The organism is Rhodobacter flavimaris (assembly GCF_021378075.1).
Lineage (GTDB): Bacteria > Pseudomonadota > Alphaproteobacteria > Rhodobacterales > Rhodobacteraceae > Rhodobacter > Rhodobacter flavimaris.
Window position 1 is genome coordinate 94272 of the sequence record NZ_JAJUOS010000003.1, and the last position, 14487, is coordinate 108758.

Sequence of the window (14487 nt, forward strand, 5' to 3'; positions counted from 1 at the left end):
TACAATTGGTTCCGAAATTTCTGAACAGCCATAGAAGATTCACGTGTGCGAAAATCCGCACAGCTGTTAGCGCCGTTCGGGCGAAATGTCGCACGCTGAAAAGGGACTCGGCCCTCACGCGTCGCGAAAATCCTCGGGGCGCAGGGCGTGGCGCGCAAGCTTGTCGTAGAAGGTCTTGCGCGGCAGCTTGAGCTGCGCTGCGGCCTCGGTCGCGTTGCCCCCTGCGCGTTGCAGCGCCTCGGCCAGAAGCGATCGCTCCACCCGCGCCATGCGCTCGGCCAGGCCAAGGCTTTCCTCTTCCGGCTCGCCGCCCATGCCGGTGGCGAAACGCAGCGCCTCTGACATCAGCGCCCGCGCATTGCCCGGCCATTCGCGTGCCATAAGGCGCGCGGCCACATCGGGCGTGATCTCGGGCATCGGCAGGTTCGACTGCTCGCAGGCCAACTGGACATAGTGACGAAACAGGATCGGGATGTCCTCGGGGCGCTCCGAGAGCGAGGGGATGCGCAGCTTGACCCCTTCGAGCTTCCAGTAGAGGTCCGGGTGGAACCGGCCCGCACGGGCCTCGGCGGCCAGATCGCGGTAGGTGCCCGCGATCAGACGGGTCGAGGGGCGCGCCTCGAGCAATTCGATCAGCGCGAATTGCGCGGGTTGCGGCAGGTCGGCGACCTCGTCGAGATAGAGCGTCCCGCCATCGGCGCGCACGAAACCCTGCTCAAGCCCCTCGGGCGTCAGCCCCGCCGCGGGCAGCTTGACGAAGGCGCGCGGCGCGGCGGCAGACAGCAGGTGGATCACCTCGGCCACCTTGGAATTGCCCGCACCGGGTGCACCGGTGATCAGCACCTCGGCACCCGAGCGCGCGGCCGCGCGCGCGGACTCGCGCAGGGCTTCGGCCACGGGTGAGGCGCCGACAAGCAGCCGCGTCGCGGCATCGCCGCGCTTGGCCTCACGGCGCAGGGCGCGGTTCTCCATCACCCAGGCGCGGGTTTGCAGCGCCTTCTCAACAACGGCAAGCAATTCCTTAGGGCCGCAGGGTTTTTCGAGAAAATCGAACGCCCCGCCCGCCATTCCGCGCACAGCCATGGGCACGTCGCCCTCGCCGGTCAGCAGGATCACCGGCAGCTCCGGATCGCGCTTTTGTACCAGTTCAAGAAGCGCGAAACCATCCTTGCCCGGCATCCGGATATCCGACACGACCACGCCGGCGAAATCCAGTCCAACATGATCCTTGGCCTCGATATAGCTGGAGGCCAGGATGGGCGAGTATCCGGCCAGATCGAGCGTCTGCCCCAGCGCCTCGCGCACCGCGCGATCGTCGTCAACCAAGAGCACCTTGCGGATCAAACCTCGCCTCCGTTTCCGGGCTGGGGTGCCGCGCGCAGCGCGACGGTGAAGATGGCGCCGCCCTCGGGGGCGTTACCGCCGCTCAGGGTGCCGCCGAAGCCCTGCACCAGTCCATAGGAAATCGACAGGCCAAGGCCCATGCCCTCGGCGCTGCCGACCTCCTTGGTCGAGTAGAACGGGTCGAAAATCCGGTCGGGCTCGGCGATACCGGGGCCAGTGTCTTGCAAGGTCAGCACGGTGCGCGCGCCCTCGGGGTGGATGCGAATGGTGATGCGCTTGCGCTCTTGCCCCTCCATCGCGTCGATCGCGTTCGAGAGCAGATTGACCACGACCTGCGCCAGTCGCACCTCGCCGCCCATCACAATCGCCGGGGCCTCTGGGCGCTGCCAGTCGATCGTTACATGTTCCTGCGCGATGCGCGCCTCCAGCAGTTCCAGCGCCTGCTCGACGACCGAGGCAAGGCCCACGCGGCTGGCGGGTTCGGTCTCGGCGCGGGCAAAGGCGCGCAGGTTCTTGATGATGCGCCCCATGCGCCGCGCCATTTCCGAGATCCGCCCGAGGGTCTGCCCCGCCTCTTCCGTCCGGCCGCGTTCCAGCAGCAACTCGGCGTTATCAGCGAAAGAGCGGATCGCCATCAGCGGCTGGTTCAGCTCGTGGCTGATGCCAGCCGACATCTGCCCAAGCGCCGACATCTTGCCCGCCTGGACCAGCTCGGCCTGCGTGCGGCGCAGCTGTTCGTTGGTTTCACGCAGTTCGGTGGTACGCTCGGTCACGCGGAGCTCAAGCTCGGCATTGGCGCGGGCCTCGGCGGCAAGCTGATCGGCCAGGGTGCGGCGGCGCTCCCACAAGGCCAGGATGACCGCGCCAAACCCCAAAAGCGCCAGCGCCACCGAAACCGCCTGCGCGCGGGCGATGCGCATGATCGGGCCCGCATCCGCCAGCGCGTGGCCGGTCATCCCGATTGTCGGCAGGGGAAGCGTGACCGGCAGACCGATCTCGGGCAGATAGGCCCCGCCGCGCACCAGCCCCGAACCCAGATTGGCCGGGCGAATTCGTCCGGGGTGCAGATCGGTCCCCTCGGGATAGACCCGGCTGTCGGGACGTGCGCCTGCGACGGTCTCGAAGACCATCTCGGAGCGGTTGGCAACGAAGACAACGCCGTCCTCATCGACGAACCAGACCGGCACCGGATCGCCGCGCCCTGGCGCCTCGACCTTCTCGGCATCAAAACTGAGCACGATGGCCCCTAGAACCGGACCTCCCGGTGAAAAGACCGGCGCGGCATAGCGGAAGGTTCTTTCCCCCGTTTCCCGGTCGATCAGATGGAACGACCCCGTCGCCCCCTGAGCTGCGCGCTCCAGATCCGGGGCGGGCTCCAGCATTCCCTGCCGCTCGGTCGAGCTGGCCAGAACACGGCCCGCGCCATCCACAAGCATCAACTCCTGCGCGCCGGCCAGATCCGAAATCTGGCGCAGCACGCCAGACACCGCAGACGGATCCGCCCCTTCGCCGCTTTGCGCCAGCGCTACGACAAAGGGGTGGTCGGCGGTCATCACCGCCGCCTCGCGAAAGCTGAGCATCGACGACACCAACCGGTCCGAGGCCAGCCGCAGATCGGCCCGGCCTCGCTCGGCCAGCTGCGCAAGCCCGGTCTGTAGGGCCGATTGCCAGACAACAACCGCCACCCAGAGGATCGCGCCAAGCGCCAGCACCAGCACGAAAAGGCGCTGGACGATCGGCTCGGACGTGCGCCCGTTATCAGGGGCTGACGGCATAAAGAATGAACCCGCTGGCTGGGGCGTAGGTGTCGTAAAGCTTGCGCGCGGCCTCGTTCGACTCGGCGGTCAGCCATCGCACCGAACTGTAACCGCGCCCCCGCGCGAAGGCGCGCACATGGTCGATCAAAGCACGCCCCACGCCCTGCCCGCGTGCCTCGGGCACGGTAAAGAGGTCAGACAGGTAAACGACCTGTGCACCCGAAAGCGAGCGATGCATCAGCGAATATTGCACCAGCCCAAGCGCCGTGCCATCCGCCCCCCAGGAGATATCGGCCCAGTAGTCTTCGTCGGCGTCGTTGATCCAGGCCCAGACCTTATCGATCGCGGGGGCTGGATCGGTCCGGTAGAACTCGGCATAGCCGCGAAACAGGGCCTCCCATGCGGTGCGATCGCCGGGGGCGACGGGGCGGATTGTGATGCTCATCGGTGAACTCCTTTAGGCCAGTAGCACAGCAATCGGCAGCATAAATCAAGCCGGGGCTTGCAAGCACCTGAACTCTCGGTCTTTTCTGGGCGTGACGGAGGACTGACCCGATGCGCTGCCTTTCCCAATCGCCGACCGAAGCAGGCTTCGTGCAGGACCCCTACCCGTTTTACGACGCGGTGCGGGCCGAGGGCGCCTTTGTCCTGTGGGAAGACTACGGCATCCCCGTCACCGCGCGCGCGACCGTTGTCGGTGCGGCGCTGCGCGACCGGCGCCTTGGCCGCGAGGCGCCGCCCGAGTTCGCCCCCGCGATCCCGCCGCATCTGGCCCCGTTCTACGCGGTCGAGGAACATTCGATGCTGGAACTGGAGGCGCCGCGCCACACCCGCCTGCGGCGGCTGGTGCTACGCGCCTTCACCACGGCCCGGATTACCGCCCTCGCCCCGGAAATTGCCGCGCTGACAAACGAACTTATCCTCCGCCTGCCCCCGGACGGCTGCGACCTGCTGGAGCATTTCGCCAAGCCCCTGCCCGTGATCATCATCGCGCGGCTTCTGGGTGTGCCCGAAGACCGCGCGCCGGACCTGCTGCGCTGGTCGAACGCCATGGTCGGCATGTATCAGGCGGGCCGCACCCGCGCGACCGAGGACGCCGCCGTCCGCGCCACCGAGGAATTCGTGGCTTTCCTGCGCGACTATATCGCCCTGCGCCGCTCGCGCCCCACCGATGATCTCATCTCGCATCTGATCGCGGTGGAAGAGGCGGGCGAGCATCTGAGCACCGACGAGATGATCACCACCTGCATCCTGCTGCTCAATGCCGGGCACGAGGCGACGGTGCACACGATTGGCAACGGGATCAAGGCCTTGCTCGAAGGTGGCTTCGGCGGCTACTGGCTGACGAAAAGCCGCGTCGAGGGCACGGTCGAGGAAATCCTGCGCCACGACCCGCCGCTGCACCTGTTCACGCGGTGGGTCTATGAAGACCTCACTCTGGCGGGAACCGAATTCAAGCGCGGCGATCGTGTGGGGCTGCTGCTGGCAGGCGCCAATCGCGACCCCGGCCCCTGGGAGGAGCCCGCGCGCTTCAACCCGGCCCGCCCGGCGCAGACGCATTTCTCTTTCGGGGCGGGGGCGCATTTCTGCATCGGCGCACCGCTTGCGCGGCTCGAACTGGCTGCCAGCTTGCCGATCCTGTTCCAGCGCCTACCCGAGCTGCGCCTGGCCGAAGCCCCGCGCTACGCGAACCTCTATCACTTCCACGGGTTGGAGCGGCTGCTGGTCCGCTACTGAGCGCCTTACAGTGGCAGCAGAGTGGTCGACTTGATCTCTTCCATCGACAAAAGCGCGGTGACGTTGTGGATTTTCACCTCTGAAATCAGCGCCTGATAGAACTGATCGTAGGCGCGGGCGTTCTTGACCCGGACCTTAAGGATATAGTCGATGTCGCCAGCCAGCCGGTGCGCCTCGAGCACCTCGGGGCGGGCGCGCAGCGTGGCAAGGAATTTCTGCTGCCATTCGGCCTCATGCTCTGACGTGCGGATCAGCACGAAGAAACAGGCCTCAAGCCCAAGCGATTCCGCGTCCAGAAGCACCGTCTGCCGACCGATGACGCCAAGGTCTTTCATCTTGCGGATTCGGTTCCAGACCGGGGTCTTGGACGAGCCCACCTTGCGCGCGATCTCGTCCAGCGACTGGCTGGCGTCCTCTTGCAGGTGGGAGAGGATTTTTCGATCCATGTCATCAAGACGGACAGCCATCCGCATTTACTCCTCTTGGCGGGAAAATCGCTCCAAAGCTCGGGCAGGATAGAACAACGATCCTTATTCGCAAGGGTGTATGGCGAAAACAGGGGAAAATTTCCTATATTACAGCACAGAAATCACCTGCCGGAGGCCGCCATGAGCCGCAAGTTCACGCCCAAAGTCGTTACCGCGAATGATCTGCGCGAGGGCTGCGTGATTTACATGACCGAAACCGGCTCCTGGTCGATGTATCACCACGAGGCCGAGCTGATCGAGGACGAGGCGATTGCCGAGCTGCGCCTGCTCAAGGCGCTTGGACAGGGCGACCGCATCGTCGGCGCCTACCTCGCCGATGCAAAGGCCGGTCCCAAAGGTCCCGAACCGATCCACTTCCGCGAGGTGTTCCGCACCCGTGGCCCGTCCAACTACGCCCATGGCAAGCAGGAGGCGGCAAATGTATAACTATTCCGACTTCGACGAGGCTTTTGTCCGCACCCGTGCCGCGCAGTTCCGCGCGCAGGTCGAGCGCCGCCTGGACGGCTCGCTGACGGAAGACGAGTTCCGCCCGCTGCGCCTGATGAACGGCGTCTATCTTCAGCTGCACGCCTACATGCTGCGCGTGGCCATCCCCTATGGCACGCTGCGCGCTGACCAGATGCGCCAGTTGGCCCATATCGCCGAGACCTATGACAAGGGCTACGGTCACTTCACCACGCGCCAGAACATCCAGTTCAACTGGCCGAAGCTGACCGACCTGCCCGACATCATCGACGCGCTGGCCGATGTGCAGATGCACGCGATCCAGACCTCGGGCAACACGATCCGCAACGTGACCACCGACGCCTTCGCCGGTGCCGCCGCCGATGAGGTCGCCGACCCGCGCCCGGTGGCCGAGCTGATCCGCCAGTGGTCCACCGACCATGCCGAGTTCCAGTTCCTGCCGCGCAAGTTCAAGATCGCGATCACCGGCTCGGCCGAGGATCGCGCGGTGATCCGCGCCCATGACGTGGGCCTTGAACTGGTCAAGCGCGGTGACGAGATCGGCTTCAAGGTGCTGGTCGGTGGCGGTCTTGGCCGCACGCCCATGCTGGCCCCGGTGATCCGCGAGTTCCTGCCCAAGGCGGACCTGCTGCCCTACCTTGAGGCCATCGTCTCGACCTACAACCTGATGGGCCGCCGCGACAACAAGTACAAGGCGCGCATCAAGATCACCGTGTTCGAGAACGGCCTCGACACCTTCCGCGCCGCGGTCGAGGAAGAATTCGCCCGCATCCGCCCCGAGTTCTCGGGCGTGGACCAGGAAGTTCTGGCCGGGATCGAGGCGCAATTCGCCCCGCCCGCCTTCAAGAACACCCCCGTCGAGTTCTACGAAAAGAGCCTCGCGGTCGATCCGCTGTTCAAGGCCTGGGCAACGCAGAACCTGGCCGCGCATAAAGTCGAGAACCACGCCATCGTCACCGTCTCGATCAAGGAGCATGGCGCGACGCCGGGCGACGCCTCGGCCGATCAGATGCGCCTGCTGGCCGATCTGGCCGACCGCTACGGCTATGGCGAGCTGCGCATCAGCCATGAGCAGAACGTCGTGCTGCCTCATGTCGCCAAGGCCGACCTGCCCGCGATCCATGCAGAACTGCTGCGCGCCGGTCTTGCCACCGCAAACGTCGGGCTGCTCTCGGACATCATCGCCTGCCCCGGCATGGATTACTGCGCGCTGGCAACGGCCCGCTCGATCCCGGTCGCGCAGGAGATCGCCACGCATTTCAAGGCGCTTGGTCTTGAGGAAGAGATCGGCGGGATCAAGATCAAGATCTCGGGCTGCATCAACGCCTGCGGCCACCACCATGTGGGCCATATCGGCATCCTCGGGCTCGACCGCGCTGGCGTTGAAAACTACCAGATCACGCTCGGCGGCGACGCCGGTCCGCTGGCCGCCATCGGCGAGCGCGCGGGCCCCGGCTTTGCCTATGACGAGGTCGTCCCGGCGATTGAGCGCATCCTGCGCGCCTATCTGGCGATCCGCGCGGGCCGCGAGGAAACCTTTATCGAGACCTTCCGCCGCCTCGGCCCCGCGCCGTTCAAGGAAGCCCTGTATGGCGAGGCCCGCGATGCTGCCTGATATCGAACTGCGGGTTGCCGCGCTGAATGACCGCTATCGCCACCACGCGGCGGTCTCGGTCATGGAGAAGGCCCTAAAAGACGCCGATACGGGCGAGGTTGCGCTGGTTTCGTCCTTCGGGGCGGAATCGGTCGTGCTCTTGCACATGGTCTCGGTAATCGCGCCGGGCACGCCGGTCCTGTTCATCGACACGCTGATGCTGTTCCAGGAAACGCTGGACTATCAGCGCGACGTGGCCGCCAGGCTGGGCCTGACCGATGTGCGCAACATCACCGCAAGCGAGGCTGCGCTGAAGCTGGATGACCCGGACGGGACACTGCACCAGTTCAACACTGATGCCTGCTGCAACCTGCGCAAGACCGTGCCGCTGGAAACCGCGCTCTCGGGCTTTGACGCCTGGATCACGGGCCGCAAGCGGTATCAGGGCGATACCCGCTCGACCATCGACTTCTTCGAGGTGGAAACCCCCACCCGCATGAAGATCAACCCGCTGGCGCATTGGGGTCGCGAGGATCTGGAGGAATACATCGTCCAGAACCGCCTGCCCCGTCACCCGCTGGTCGCCAAGGGCTACCCGTCGATCGGCTGCGCCCCCTGCACCAGCCCCGTGAAACCCGGCGAGGACCCCCGTGCGGGCCGCTGGCGCGGCCAGACCAAGACCGAATGCGGCATCCACTTCATCGGCGGCAAGCCGGTGCGCGTGAAGACCGACATCGAGACCGAGGAGAAAGTGGCATGAGCGTGATCGTGCGTGACGACGGCTTTCATGCCGAGGACTGGGCAGGCGCGGTGGTCGAGCTTGCGCCCGACACCGATGCAGGCCAGTTGGCGGCACTGACGGCGGGTGCGGAAATGGTGCGCGTGGCTTTCCCGGCCTTCTCGGACGGTCGCGGCTTCACCCTCGGGCGGCGTCTGCGCGCGCTTGGCTTCACCGGGCGCCTGCGCGCCGCGGGCCATGTCATCGCGGATCAATACGCGATGGCGCGCCGCTCGGGTTTCGACGAGGTCGAGATCTCGGACGAGCTGGCCGCGCGCCAGCCCGAGGCGCAGTGGAAAGCCCGCGCCGACTGGCAGGCGCATGAATATCGTGCCCGCCTGCGCGGCTGATTGTCGCTTTTCAGCCTGAACGAGCCGGCTTAGAAGCCAATCCGAAGCCGACTTGAGCCAAATCAAGGAATCTGCGCTCGGCGAAGAGGTATTTGCGGTGCATATTTACGCCGCCCCTTCGCAGGGCCCGCATCGCCCCGCCTCTCCGGGGCCTTTGACAAAACGAGATCGACGTGACCCAGACCGCCACCATCCCTGCCCCCAAGCACCTGCCCGACGCGCAGACCGTGACCGAGGTCAAGCACTGGACCGACCGGCTGTTTTCGTTCCGCGTGACCCGCCCGCAAACCCTGCGTTTCCGCTCGGGCGAGTTCGTGATGATCGGCCTCCTGGACGACCGCGGCAAGCCGCTGCTGCGCGCCTATTCGATCGCCTCGCCCGCCTGGGACGAAGAGCTTGAGTTCTACTCGATCAAGGTGCCGGACGGCCCGCTGACCTCGCGCCTTCAGCATATCGAGGTGGGCGACGAGATCATCCTGCGTCCCAAGCCCGTCGGCACGCTGGTGATCGACGCGCTGCTGCCCGGCAAGCGCGTGTGGTTCCTGGCCACTGGCACCGGCATTGCGCCCTTCGCCTCACTCATGCGCGAACCCGAGACCTACGAGAAATTCGAAGAAGTCATCATGATGCACACCTGCCGCACGGTCGAGGAACTCGAATACGGCCGCAAGCTGGTGGAGGATCTGGTGAACGATCCGCTGATCGGCGAGATGGTAGAGGGCAAGCTGAAATACTACCCCACCACGACGCGCGAAGAATTCCACCAAATGGGCCGGATCACCGACAATCTCAGCTCGGGCAAGGTGTTCGAGGATCTGGGCATCGCGCCGATGGACGCCGAGCACGACCGCGCCATGGTCTGCGGCTCGCTTGCGTTCAACAAGGACGTAATGGCGGTTCTGGAAAGCTTCGGCCTGCGTGAGGGCGCCAACTCGGAGCCGCGCGAATACGTGGTCGAGAAGGCCTTCGTCGGCGACGGCATCTAAGACCTGCCAACGTGCATATGAAAAAGGCCGCGATCGCTCGCGGCCTTTTGTCGTTTCGGCAGCGCGGCCCGGGCTCAGAGTCCAAGCGCCGCGTTGACCTGCTCAATCGCACCCGAGACCAGGTCCGGGTTGGCGCGCGCACCCTCGACCACGGTCTTGAGCGCGGCCTTGCTTTCCTCGGCCAGCGCCGAGGTGTCGATCATCTCGATCACTTTGTCGGCGTCGAAGGATTCGACTGTCAGCGCCTTGGCGGAGTCCATCGTCTCGCCCGCGCCTTCGACGGCTGCGGTTGCGGCGTCGGACGCGCCGGCTGCGGCGCTGTTGGCAGCCTCGGTCGCTGCAGCGGCGGCCTCTGTCGCGGCCTGATTGACGGCCTCGGCCGCAGCGTCTGCGGCGGCGTTCACGGCTTCACCAGCAGCCTGTGCGGCCTGGGTGGCGGCGGCGGCAGCATCGGCGGCCGCTTGCGCAGCGGTGTCGGCAGCGCTCGGCTCGGAGGCGGGCGCTTCAGTGGTGGCGGTTGCCTCGGGCTGCATTTCGGGCGAGCGGGTGAAATACCACGCCCCTGCCGCAACGGCAGCAATGGCAACGACCAGACCAAGAACCTTGTTCATGCTTTTTCTCCCAATGTCGGGCACGGATCGTGCTCGTGGCCACCATATGGGGCTGATCCGCCCCGGGTGAAAGGTGCACAACACCCAGCTTTTCCCCCTAATCGGCAAGAATGCCGCCCGATGCGCCACCGCGCCCGGCGATTCCGGTTGAAAGCCGCACAACCCGGAACTATTTTGCGCGCCAATCAAAGATGGCCACAGAAGGAACACAGCCATAGCCCGCAGACCGCACAACGCCCCGCCGCAACGCGACACCGGCCCCCGCGTCAACGACCGTATTCGTGCCCCCGAGATTCGTCTGATCGGCGCGGACGGCGAGAACGTCGGCGTGGTGACTCCCGCGCGCGCGATGATGATGGCCGAAGAGGCCGGGCTGGACCTCGTGGAGATCTCGCCGACGGCCGTGCCGCCGGTCTGCAAGATCATGGACTATGGCAAGTTCAAATACGAACAGCAGAAGCGCGAGGCCGAGGCCCGCAAGAAGCAACACATCATCGAGATCAAGGAAGTCAAATTCCGCCCCGGCACCGATACGCATGACTACGAAGTCAAGATGCGCTCGGTGATGAAATTCCTTGAAGGCGGCGACAAGGTGAAGATCACGCTCCGTTTCCGCGGCCGTGAAATGGCGCACCAGCAGCTTGGTCTGGAACTGCTCAACCGCGTCAAGGACGACGTGGGCGATGCCGGCAAGATCGAATCGATGCCCAAGCTCGAAGGCCGCCAGATGATCATGATGATCGCGCCAAAGTAATCGGCCGGCCGTCGCGAGTAGAAAACCCTCCCCCTGCGGGAGGGTTTTTTCTTGCGCGCTCGCCCAAGCGTGAGCAGCCGTGATTTGATCCCGCGGCATCGGGATGGGACTCTGCCCCGAACAGAAAACAGGAGCAGACCCGATGACCACAAGACCCGCACCGATGCTAAGCCGACGCGCCGCGATATTTGCGGGCGGCGCCGCCCTGCTCAGCCCCGCCCTTGCGCGCGCGGCGACGCAAGACACGCCCATGGCCCAGCAACCCGCCATCGTGGCCCCGGCTGAGCGGCGCAACATTTCGGCCTTTCGCCTAGTTGACTGGCGCGATCACTTCGACCGGCTCGACCGCGTCACGCTGATCGCCGACACCCGCTCGCGCGCGCTGCATTACTGGGCCAAGGAAGGCGCGGATTACCGCCTCTACCCGACCTCGGTCCCGATGAGCGAGGAGCTGACCAAGCGCGGCTATACCGAGATCGTGCGCAAGCGTGTCGGCCCCGACTGGACGCCCACGCCCTCGATGCTCGAACGCGACCCGAGCCTGCACTACATGCCGCCGGGGCCCGACAACCCGCTTGGCACCCATGCGCTCTATCTGGACTGGCCCGCCTATATCATCCACGGCACCCATGACACCCGCAAGATCGGCCGAAAAAGCTCATCCGGGTGCATCGGTCTTTTCAATGAACAGATCGAGGAGCTTTACGCCCTCTGCCCGGCTGGAACGCAGGTCAAGATCATCTGATCTGCCCCCGCGAATTCCGGTTTCGCACCCCCGAAAAATTAAAGCGCTGCGGGAGGGAGGCCCGCAGCGCATTCTCGGGACGGGACGAGGGAGAACGTCCTGGGTCCGCTTATCAGGTTCGTGCGGCTAGGCCGCAGTTCAGGGAGATCAGGAACCTGATAGCCTTCTGATACGGCTGGCTTTGTCCATTCTCTTTGACTTAGGTCAATTGCCCCGCGGCGGCGCCTGCGACATTTTGGCAAGCGCCGGATCGCGCCGCTGCGCATTTGCGAATCCACGCCAAGGGTGCAAGGGTGCGCAATGCGATTTCTGGCGATCCTGACCGTGAAGAACGAGGCGGCCTTCCTTCTGGAATGGCTGGCCCACCACCGCGCCGCGGGGTTCACCGATTTCCTTGTGTTTTCCAACGATTGCGATGATGGAACGGATGCCATGCTGGACCGTGTGGCGCAGATGGGATGGCTGAGCCATGCGCCCAATCCCGGCCCTTGGCGCGAGGGGCCGCAATGGGCCGCGCTGAAGGCCGCCGACAAGCACCCGCTGCGCCAATCGGCCGACTGGATCGCGGTTCTCGACATCGACGAATTCGTCAACATCCACACGGGCGACGGCACTCTGACGGCGCTGACCGGCGCCCTGCCCGAGGCCACCGCAATCGCGCTGACTTGGCGGCTTTTCGGCAATGCGGGCGTGATCGATTACGAAGACCGCCCGATCCGCGAACAGTTCCGGCTGGCGGCCCCGTCGGACATGGTCTGGCCTTGGCGGTCGGGCCTCTTCAAGACACTCTTTCGCAATGATGGCAGCTACGGAAAACTGGGCGTCCACCGCCCCCGCCAACCCGACCCCAAGCGTCTGGCTGCAAGCCGCTGGTTCGACGGATCGGGGCGCGAGTTGCCTGCCAGCTATCGGCGCGAGCGCCTCTTCACGCCGCTTGGCCGGAGCAACCACGAACTGGTCCAGCTGAACCACTACGCGCTTGGCGCAATGCAGAGCTACATCCTAAAATGCGCACGTGGCCGCGCCAACCGCGAAGGCACGGCCTTCGACATGGGCTACTGGGTCGAGCGCAATTTCTGCTCCGAGACCGACGAGTCGATCCTGCGCCATGATTCGCGCATGGCCCCGATCCTGCGCGAATTGATGGCCGATCCGGTCCTGGGTGCCCTTCACGCGCAGGCCGTGGCCTGGCGCAAGGCGCGGATCGAGGAATTGTTACTGAGCGAGGATTACCGCGCGCTGTTCGGAAGGCTGCTGATCACCCCCCCATCGCAGCCGCTTTCGGGACATTTGGCGCGCAGGATGGTCACCCTGGGCCTGCGCGGCGTGCGACATGAGCGGAGCCGGGAAACAATGCGCGACGGCGCCTGACATTGCCGGGGGCGCCCGCACAATGCCCTTGCTCACAAGGATTTTCTACGTCTGGCACCGCCGCGTGATAGTGTTAGATTAAGAAAGGCGCGCCATCCTTTGCAAAACTGCCAAGGGAGGCGCGCAGGATGACGGTATTGGACATGCATTCACCCATGCGCGATTTGACAGATGGCGAGTGGCTGCAACGGATCGAAGAGCTCGGCGAAGAGGCCGGGTATTACGAGCCGTTGGGCAAGCGTCATCACGCGATGCTGTCCGATGAAGGCCCGGTCCTGCTGGTGACGTTCGAGACCCGCACCTCGATCCGCAACGGCGCGCCCGATGAGCTGCCCTTGGGTTACCGCATCGCCCATGCGCAGGGCTGGTCGAGCCTGACGCTGATCTCGGACGAGGAAAGCTGGTTTCGCGACCGGTCTGTCTACGCCTATGTGGACCGGCTGGTGGATGAGGCGTTCTTCGAAGATTTCGACCGCGTCGTGTTCTACGGCGAGGGCTCGGGCGGTTATGCCGCCGCCGCTTTTGCGGTTGCGGCCCCCGGCGCGACGGTGATCGCGATCCAGCCGCAGGCGACGCTCTCGCCCCGCCTGACGGGCTGGGACACGCGCTTTCCCCGGATGCGGCGCACCAGTTTCACCGACCGCTACGGCTTTGCCCCCGACATGATCGACGGCGCCGGCGCGGCCTATATCCTGTTTGACCCGCATGAGACGCTCGACGCCATGCACGCGGCGATGTTCGCGCGCCCGCATGTCACGCTGCTGCCCTGCCGCAATCTTGGCGGCCATATCGGCTGGATGCTGCACGAGATGGATATCCTGAACCAGATCCTGACGCTGGCCTGCCGGGGGGAGTTCGACGCGCAGGCCTTCTGGCGGCTCTACCGCGCGCGCCGTGACATGCCGCGTTACCTGCGCAGGCTGATTGCACGGCTCGAGGCAGAGGAGCGTTCCTACCTTGAGGCCTTGGTGTGCCGACACGCGCTCGAGCGTTTCGAGGGGCTGCGTATCCGCGCGCGCCTGACAAGCCTTGAAGACGGCCTGCGCGCGAAAGGTGTCGATCTACCCGGCCTCAGGCGCATTCACGCCTGATCGACGCCTCAGGCGTTCGACCCGCGCGAGTCATCCTCTTCCGCGGCCTCTTCGTCGTGATGGCGCGAGACATGAGTATGCACGTGTAGCCCGGCATGTCCGGACTCGGGGGCAAATAGCGGTGCGGGCGTGAAGGGAGCGGCCTCGGTTGCGCTCAGCACCAGCCCTAAGGCGTTCAGGGCCTGCGTCAGCGGCTCGCCTGCGCGCACGATCAGACGGTCGGCCTCGATCTGGCAGGGCGCGCGGAACTGCCCCACGCAAAGCGCGGCAAGCACCAGGTCACCGCGCACTTCGATCAGGGTCGTGTCGTGGGTTCTGTGGGGCATGATAGTTCCTCGGGTCTGCGAAGTGGCGGAATGCACCCCGAGTATCTAACCCCTGTCCCGTCACCGCAAGCGTCAAGCGCAAGCGCGGCA

The 14487-nt window shown here is 65.4% G+C and carries 16 protein-coding genes; 10 read left to right on the plus strand and 6 right to left on the minus strand.

Features of this window, described 5'->3' with window-relative positions; all coding sequences use genetic code 11:
• Positions 1-114: 114 nt before the first annotated feature.
• The 3 genes from LZA78_RS05175 to LZA78_RS05185 are packed head-to-tail and all read right to left on the minus strand — an operon-like array spanning position 115 to position 3546.
• Positions 115-1344 carry a sigma-54-dependent transcriptional regulator gene (locus tag LZA78_RS05175; RefSeq protein WP_233675874.1) on the minus strand — a complete coding sequence of 410 codons (1230 nt, stop codon included), beginning with the start codon at positions 1342-1344 and terminating at the stop codon, positions 115-117.
• Complete coding sequence (locus tag LZA78_RS05180; protein WP_233675875.1) at positions 1341-3119, minus strand: sensor histidine kinase; 1779 nt, start codon at positions 3117-3119, stop codon at positions 1341-1343. Before LZA78_RS05180 ends, LZA78_RS05175 begins: the two co-directional genes overlap by 4 nt.
• On the minus strand, positions 3103-3546 hold the full coding sequence (locus LZA78_RS05185; RefSeq protein ID WP_233675876.1) for a GNAT family N-acetyltransferase: 444 nt from the start codon (positions 3544-3546) through the stop codon (positions 3103-3105). The genes LZA78_RS05180 and LZA78_RS05185 overlap by 17 nt, the downstream gene beginning before the upstream one ends.
• Positions 3547-3656: 110 nt before the next feature.
• Between LZA78_RS05185 and LZA78_RS05190 the strand changes: the two genes are divergently transcribed.
• The gene (locus LZA78_RS05190) at positions 3657-4838 is read left to right on the plus strand and encodes a cytochrome P450 (protein WP_233675877.1); all 1182 of its coding nucleotides are present in this window, start codon (positions 3657-3659) and stop codon (positions 4836-4838) included.
• A gap of 5 nt (positions 4839-4843) precedes the next feature.
• Here the strand turns inward: LZA78_RS05190 and LZA78_RS05195 are convergent, their stop codons facing one another.
• Complete coding sequence (locus LZA78_RS05195) at positions 4844-5305, minus strand: Lrp/AsnC family transcriptional regulator (protein WP_218629762.1); 462 nt, start codon at positions 5303-5305, stop codon at positions 4844-4846.
• Between the two features lie 141 nt (positions 5306-5446).
• On the opposite strand from LZA78_RS05195, the gene LZA78_RS05200 reads away from it, so the two are divergent.
• The 5 genes from LZA78_RS05200 (at position 5447) to LZA78_RS05220 (ending at position 9499) form a co-directional block, all read left to right on the plus strand.
• Entirely contained in the window at positions 5447-5752 is a 306-nt protein-coding gene (locus LZA78_RS05200; RefSeq protein ID WP_233675878.1) for a DUF2849 domain-containing protein, read from the plus strand.
• Positions 5745-7406: a nitrite/sulfite reductase gene (locus LZA78_RS05205; protein ID WP_233675879.1), complete on the plus strand. Its 1662-nt coding sequence runs from the start codon at positions 5745-5747 to the stop codon at positions 7404-7406. The genes LZA78_RS05200 and LZA78_RS05205 overlap by 8 nt, the downstream gene beginning before the upstream one ends.
• Positions 7381-8145, plus strand: coding sequence for a phosphoadenylyl-sulfate reductase (locus LZA78_RS05210; RefSeq protein WP_438811058.1), 765 nt, complete (start codon positions 7381-7383; stop codon positions 8143-8145). The genes LZA78_RS05205 and LZA78_RS05210 overlap by 26 nt, the downstream gene beginning before the upstream one ends.
• Positions 8142-8513, plus strand: coding sequence for a DUF934 domain-containing protein (locus LZA78_RS05215; protein ID WP_233675881.1), 372 nt, complete (start codon positions 8142-8144; stop codon positions 8511-8513). The genes LZA78_RS05210 and LZA78_RS05215 overlap by 4 nt, the downstream gene beginning before the upstream one ends.
• A 173-nt stretch (positions 8514-8686) precedes the next feature.
• Positions 8687-9499, plus strand: coding sequence for a ferredoxin--NADP reductase (locus tag LZA78_RS05220; protein WP_368861013.1), 813 nt, complete (start codon positions 8687-8689; stop codon positions 9497-9499).
• Between the two features lie 74 nt (positions 9500-9573).
• Here the strand turns inward: LZA78_RS05220 and LZA78_RS05225 are convergent, their stop codons facing one another.
• Positions 9574-10110 carry a hypothetical protein gene (locus LZA78_RS05225; protein WP_233675882.1) on the minus strand — a complete coding sequence of 179 codons (537 nt, stop codon included), beginning with the start codon at positions 10108-10110 and terminating at the stop codon, positions 9574-9576.
• A 214-nt stretch (positions 10111-10324) separates the two neighbouring features.
• Between LZA78_RS05225 and infC the strand changes: the two genes are divergently transcribed.
• From infC to LZA78_RS05245, 4 genes are all read left to right on the plus strand, one after another.
• On the plus strand, positions 10325-10864 hold the full coding sequence (infC, locus tag LZA78_RS05230; RefSeq protein ID WP_368861016.1) for a translation initiation factor IF-3: 540 nt from the start codon (positions 10325-10327) through the stop codon (positions 10862-10864).
• A gap of 142 nt (positions 10865-11006) precedes the next feature.
• Positions 11007-11609 (plus strand): L,D-transpeptidase, encoded by a 603-nt coding sequence (locus LZA78_RS05235; RefSeq protein ID WP_233675883.1) that lies wholly within the window; start codon positions 11007-11009, stop codon positions 11607-11609.
• A 300-nt stretch (positions 11610-11909) separates the two neighbouring features.
• Positions 11910-12980 (plus strand): glycosyltransferase family 2 protein, encoded by a 1071-nt coding sequence (locus LZA78_RS05240; RefSeq protein ID WP_233675884.1) that lies wholly within the window; start codon positions 11910-11912, stop codon positions 12978-12980.
• A 155-nt stretch (positions 12981-13135) separates the two neighbouring features.
• Positions 13136-14071 carry an alpha/beta hydrolase fold domain-containing protein gene (locus LZA78_RS05245; protein ID WP_233675885.1) on the plus strand — a complete coding sequence of 312 codons (936 nt, stop codon included), beginning with the start codon at positions 13136-13138 and terminating at the stop codon, positions 14069-14071.
• 8 nt (positions 14072-14079) lie between these two features.
• Here the strand turns inward: LZA78_RS05245 and LZA78_RS05250 are convergent, their stop codons facing one another.
• Positions 14080-14397: a hypothetical protein gene (locus tag LZA78_RS05250; protein ID WP_233675886.1), complete on the minus strand. Its 318-nt coding sequence runs from the start codon at positions 14395-14397 to the stop codon at positions 14080-14082.
• Between the last annotated feature and the right edge of the window lie 90 nt (positions 14398-14487).